The following is a 5,477-nucleotide window of genomic DNA, read 5'->3' as shown; positions in this document are numbered from 1 at the left end:
CTTTAGTTTCCACATGGAATAGTCCAGCATTTATGTTTAAAAAATCACCTGTTAGCATTGAACAGGAAGTTAAGGATTCAAGCCATTGTGATTTGTACTTCGTTCTAAATACTTGAGTTTAGACTAGACTTATTGCATAAGTAGGGTAAGGGGTAAAGGGATGGAATTTCCCCAAACCCAGTAACCTTTACTATGCCCCCAATATTTTGGCATTTGTTACTTTTGCAAGATGTCTACTAAGCAATAAGAAAAGACCCCGCAACGCTGAGTAGAAAATAAACGCTTGCTAAAGAATGAGACTCGTCCCGATTAATAGCGGATGCAAATATAGACCGACCATTGATTTTTATGCAAGCAAATCGCAGTTGTGTTAGTATTCAAATGAATCTCGGTTCTAGTGGGGAACAGCCGCTAGAGGAAACGGGGAAAGTCCGGTGTAAATCCGGCGCTGTCCCGCAGCTGTAAACAAGGCTTGCCTTGTGAGTCAGAATGCCCGCCGAAGTTGACTTGTAAATTTTGTACATCTGCGAGGCACAGATAAATATTTTTATGAAGATTTATACAACTACTCAGCTTTACGTTCTCATAATCCCACATATCAAGACACTAAAGATTACGACTTTCTATGAGAGGGTAAGCGGTTAATTATTATTACAAATTGTGTCTTGAGATGCAGCGCTCGCGATCGCTGCTCAAGATGATAATATCGTTTGCAAATAGCCACAGGAACATCGAAATACTGTACTAAATAACAGGTGAAAGTTTTAAAAAAAAGGTAGTAAATGGCGTGTATGACGTACATATTCATGTTGCACTACTGAACAAATGCTTTCCCAATTAAGCATAGAAATTGCTAATTTAGTAGAGTTTTATTAGGTTAATCATCATGCCGAGATTCTATCTTCAGCGAGATGGGAAAATTCCCACTTCTGTTCATCCCTTTGTCAAACAAACGGCTTTCCCCCAATATAAACCCAAGCCCAGTCTACTTCAAGGGAAAATTATTCAAGATGTTCAAAACATTGCAATGTTGATGTATCGGATAATTTATATTGCAATTGTCTCCCTCGGTCAGTTATGGCATCGCTGGTCTGATTGGGGACGAGCAGCAATAAGTAAACCGTTAGATCGGCTCAAATAGGTGTAAAGGAGCGTTCAAAAAAATGTCAACTTTATTATATTCTGTAATTGGTTTTCTTCTGCTTTTAGTAATTGGAATTACGGCTTATTTCCTAACTGCCCGCAAGTATCAATCCTCATCTACAGTCGCCAATTCCTACGATCAATGGACTCTTGATGGCATCGTAGAGTTTTATTGGGGGGAACACATTCACCTCGGTCATTACGGTTCGCCACCGCGAAGTAAGGATTTTTTGGCTGCTAAATCTGACTTTGTACATGAAATGGTTAAATGGGGTGGAATAGAAAAATTACCTCCTGGTACTACTGTTTTAGATGTTGGTTGTGGGATTGGGGGTAGCAGCCGGATTTTAGCGCGAGATTATGGGTTTGCTGTCACAGGGATTACCATTAGTCCACAACAGGTTAACCGCGCCCAGGAGTTAACACCCCTTGGACTAAATGCCCAGTTTGCGGTCGATGATGCGATGGCATTGTCGTTTCCAGATGCCAGTTTTGATGTGGTTTGGTCGATTGAAGCAGGTCCCCACATACCAGATAAAACCGTTTTTGCTAGAGAATTAATGCGGGTGCTAAAGCCTGGTGGAGTGTTGCTTGTAGCTGACTGGAATCAGAGGGATGACCGCCAAAAGCCGCTAAATTTTTGGGAGAAACGAGTAATGCGGCAACTCCTCGATCAGTGGTCTCACCCAGCTTTTTCCAGCATTGAAGGCTTTTCCGAGCTTTTGGCAGGGACAGAATTAGTTGAAGGGGAGGTTATTACGGCAGACTGGACGCAAGAAACCCTTCCTTCTTGGTTCGATTCGATTTGGCAAGGAGTGGCTCGACCAGAGGGATTAGTGCGTTTTGGGCTGTCTGGTTTCATCAAGTCTGTGCGCGAGGTACCGACGCTTTTACTGATGCGTTTGGCGTTTGGTGTAGGGTTGTGTCGATTTGGAATGTTCCGGGCTGTGCGGGCAAACGGAAGCACAGAATTCATGGACAAAAACTTTGCCAACCAAAATCCCTCAACCTTGGTTAGGTAGCGATCGCAGCTATTTATGAATATTTGGATTTTAACTAAGTTTGGGGGTTTAAGTCCCCTACTTCTAGAGGCAGAAAGAATTGAAGCCTAGCTAAATCCCCGTCACAAAATGTAATTATGAATTATAAATTATGAATTATCGAATTAAGGGATTTGTAGCAGTTCCAAACAAAGCCATGCGTCTGGTATTACAGGGTGTTGGTAATCGATTTGACTACTTTTATGACCGTCTTTGCCACCCCCAAGAATTCCGTCAAACGCGATTAGTATTGATTGGACGGGAGCTTGAGCAGGTTCGCATTGAGCCATTGCTGCTACGGGAGGAAGTCAATGCGACCATCCAATAGTGTCTGGCAAGGAAATTTTGGCTACTGGCAAAATAGTTTTATTCATAATAATCTGCTGGTCATTGGTTACACAGCATGGAAAGGATTTCAGTCATTTGGACAGGGAGCTGTCTTATGTGATGTGGATACTCAAGTTACTCAGTCGACAATTACAAACTTTGATACAGTTCCCTTCACCCTCCAGTTTCTCCCCTGCGATTTAATTGGGTTTTACTTGCGATCACAATCACTTAGCTCATCTATAATCTCATCCATTTTCCCAGCAGTCGCAACATACAATCCCCATGAAGATATTCTTCTGGTGCTAAAAGTTGAATCTCAGATTGAGGTTACTTTTTTACACCAATTAAAAATTACTCCACCCGATTGCTACGAACAAGTTTGCAAGCGTTGGTCAGAATTTCAACCAAGCTTAATACCCTAATACTTACTTTATTCCTCAATGCTCAAACCACAATTAAGCAAGATTCCGAAACCTACTCGCTACCAAAATGCGGCGATTGATTATTACATGGGACTCACAAATTCCAACTATCTCCGTTTGTACGAGGTGCGCTATCCTACATTAGGCGGCGCTGTCAAGTCAATGCTACCAGTTATTTCAACTTACCCCAAAAAGAACTTCAGCCGCTAGGAGAAAGTTTTATTTAATGGAAACCGCAGTGAAAAAGTCGGATTTTGTCCTGAGTCCTTACATGAACAGCAGGGACTTGCGGGCAACTTATCAAATTCTGAATACGGTTGTGCCTTATCCGAAATTTCTCACAAACAAGAAAAAATCAATTCACATCGCTTGATGTAAGACACTTTTTGATACATCATCAATTGAAATTTATGATGGTAAACAAAGTAAGTACAAAAGAGCAGTTATCAAGCTAAAACAGTTACTAAGGTTTTTGCTTATGCTGAGATTGAAACACTCTGTTCATAAAATTAAGCATCCAAAACAAGGCTTGAATCAAACCAAGCCAAAAATATTATTAGAGAGAAGGTGAAATGCTGCTTGACTCGAAATTAAGCGGTATTCGGGAGCATTTTTAAGCATCTGTAAGCAGCAGCAAAGATATGTTTTACAGGACTTGAGCTAGTAATCGCAATTAAAATTCGCCGTGAGCTTATAGTAATTAAGGCTCCTAACTTCAATAATTTTGTCCGAATAGTCCCAACTTCAGGGCGGCCGCATCATGTCAATAAGACTAGACTATTCTCAATAGACGTAAAAATAATCTCGTTAAACCCTGCTTATTGACAAAGATTTTAGCGATCACTTTGAGCCTTGGAAAATAAATCAAGCCAGAAATACTGATTTTTTCGTTGATTCTCAATTTCAGTAGTCACTACGTATACTTTAGATGCGTTCGCCCTGGTCCCAACTTGAGAATTTTTTAATTCGGTTTTGGCTAAACATTGTGACCGCAATGCATTCATCAAAACGTAAGCAAGAGAAGAAAACTATAAGCGTAACTGATTTCCTGCAAATGTATGAGTACTAGTTCTATCACTAAAAAGTTCTAGTTGTTGTTCTTTAAAGCGATTTTCCATCTCCCCTCGCTTACAATATTTTTGTCTGTATAGTTGACCAGGGGGTACTTTATTGGTAGGAAGACTTGTAACAACAAAACGAATATTATTTCCCTTTATTCCATATTCGACCTTACAAACAACACGACGACTACGACTCCAAGATTCACGAGTCTGATAGTCTAACGACTTATGCCAAATTGAGTTATCAATCAGGTCACAAGCAAGTTCAGAAATTTGTTCATCTGGTTTAAATAGAGTTTCTAAGAATGAAGTTACTGTTGATAACTTCTGCTCAAACTCAAGCAAGGCTCTATTTTGAGTCGCCGTAGCCATTTGAATTAAACGGCTGTTTCGCGCTAATCCAAAAACGTAGTCAACTCCAGTCTGCGACTCACACCATGTCATAATATCGTCTCTGGAATAGGCACTATCTCCTCGTACTAAAATCTCAACATTCTGCCAATGTTGACGTATTTGTTTAATGACTCTTTGCAACTCTTCTAACGCCCCAAATGCTGGATCTACATTAGAAGGACGAAGTTTGGCTGCTAATAAGTGTTTACCACAAAAAATATAAAGTGGAGCATAGCAATATCCTCCATAATAGGTATTGAAGAAAACTTGCTCCTGATTGCCGTGTACTAGATCATCAGTTACATCTAAGTCCAAAATAATTTTTCGTGGTTCTTTTAAGCAAGATTTTAGAAATATATTTACAAATAGGCTTTCAATTTGTTCTGAAGAATGTCCAATTTTATGATAACGACTGTCAGATCCTTGTTCTACATCTTCGGGACAATGTTCCAGCCTATTTAATGTACTCTTACCTGCTAATGTTGCAGGCTTATCTTGTACTCCGATTCTTTTTCCTAATGATAGAGCAAACATCGGATCATGACGTAATTCTTCATGGTCATTTAAGTCTTCGTATCCCATGACCAACCCGTAGATTCTTTGTTTAATTAAGTTTTCTATTGAATGATCAATTCGATAAGGCTTTCGGTAATCTTGGAAACATAGTGCAAACTGTGATGTGATTCGCAGTTTTCTATCTATTTCAGCAATTAAGCTTAAACCTGCATCAGATGTTACTTGCCCACCCTGGAAATTAACTACGATTGGAGGTGACTTTGGCTGTTCAAATCTGAACTGTTTTTGTATACGATCTGTCGAAGCTGGGGTCATAACCATAAACAAAATGATTAGCATCAGCAACAATACCGCCACAAGTATGATTATTGACCGTTTGCGGAGGACGTTGCATTAATGGAAGCTCTATTAGCAACCTTTGGTGAGGCGTTCGATGAGGTGGAGACATATAGAAATCCCCCTAGTGCAGACCATCGGTGAGAGGTTAGAGTGATTGCACTTTTGTCAAGAGGGTGCAGGAAAAGGGGATAAATCCAGCTTGGAGACTGGTTTTCGCAGCGCTTTAACAACTC

At 40.2% G+C, this 5,477-nt stretch carries 6 protein-coding genes, 2 pseudogenes and 1 riboswitch; of the genes and pseudogenes, 5 read left to right on the top strand and 3 right to left on the bottom strand.

Going from position 1 to position 5,477, the window contains the following annotated elements; genetic code table 11:
* The first annotated feature begins 372 nt into the window (after positions 1-372).
* Positions 373-516, top strand: a riboswitch (cobalamin riboswitch).
* 370 nt (positions 517-886) lie between these two features.
* From H6G26_RS37975 to H6G26_RS43440, 5 genes and pseudogenes are all read left to right on the top strand, one after another.
* Complete coding sequence (locus tag H6G26_RS37975) at positions 887-1,141, top strand: hypothetical protein (protein WP_190736830.1); 255 nt, start codon at positions 887-889, stop codon at positions 1,139-1,141.
* A gap of 22 nt (positions 1,142-1,163) precedes the next feature.
* Positions 1,164-2,165, top strand: a complete 1,002-nt coding sequence (locus H6G26_RS37970) for a methyltransferase domain-containing protein (protein ID WP_190736828.1) — start codon at positions 1,164-1,166, stop codon at positions 2,163-2,165.
* 136 nt (positions 2,166-2,301) lie between these two features.
* Positions 2,302-2,511 (top strand): annotated as a pseudogene (locus H6G26_RS37965) (GTP-binding protein); the annotation flags it as partial.
* Positions 2,495-2,935, top strand: coding sequence for a hypothetical protein (locus H6G26_RS37960; protein ID WP_190736826.1), 441 nt, complete (start codon positions 2,495-2,497; stop codon positions 2,933-2,935). The pseudogene H6G26_RS37965 and the gene H6G26_RS37960, both read left to right, overlap by 17 nt.
* Before the next feature lie 18 nt (positions 2,936-2,953).
* On the top strand, positions 2,954-3,145 hold the full coding sequence (locus tag H6G26_RS43440) for a hypothetical protein (RefSeq protein ID WP_242054263.1): 192 nt from the start codon (positions 2,954-2,956) through the stop codon (positions 3,143-3,145).
* Between the two features lie 380 nt (positions 3,146-3,525).
* Here H6G26_RS43440 and H6G26_RS37950 read toward each other — a convergent pair whose 3' ends face one another.
* The 3 genes and pseudogenes from H6G26_RS37950 to H6G26_RS42210 all read right to left on the bottom strand — a co-directional run.
* Positions 3,526-3,669: a hypothetical protein gene (locus H6G26_RS37950; protein ID WP_347242584.1), complete on the bottom strand. Its 144-nt coding sequence runs from the start codon at positions 3,667-3,669 to the stop codon at positions 3,526-3,528.
* Between the two features lie 234 nt (positions 3,670-3,903).
* Positions 3,904-5,220, bottom strand: a pseudogene (locus tag H6G26_RS37945) (IS1380 family transposase); the annotation flags it as partial.
* Positions 5,221-5,270: 50 nt separating this feature from the next.
* Positions 5,271-5,477: hypothetical protein (locus H6G26_RS42210; protein ID WP_206757589.1), on the bottom strand; the 207-nt coding region annotated here is incomplete at its 5' end.

The organism is Nostoc sp. FACHB-888 (genome assembly GCF_014696655.1).
In the GTDB taxonomy this organism is placed as follows: Bacteria; Cyanobacteriota; Cyanobacteriia; order Cyanobacteriales; family Nostocaceae; genus Nostoc.
Note: the sequence above shows the minus strand (reverse complement) of the source record. Positions and strands in the feature narration are given on the sequence as shown.

Excerpts from the sequence above, each read along its gene's own strand:
- H6G26_RS37975 (WP_190736830.1), top strand. The coding sequence starts at position 887 with ATGCCGAGATTCTATCTTCAGCGAGATGGGAAAATTCCCACTTCTGTT.
- H6G26_RS37970 (WP_190736828.1), top strand. The coding sequence starts at position 1,164 with ATGTCAACTTTATTATATTCTGTAATTGGTTTTCTTCTGCTTTTAGTA.
- H6G26_RS37960 (WP_190736826.1), top strand. The coding sequence starts at position 2,495 with ATGCGACCATCCAATAGTGTCTGGCAAGGAAATTTTGGCTACTGGCAA.
- H6G26_RS43440 (WP_242054263.1), top strand. The coding sequence starts at position 2,954 with ATGCTCAAACCACAATTAAGCAAGATTCCGAAACCTACTCGCTACCAA.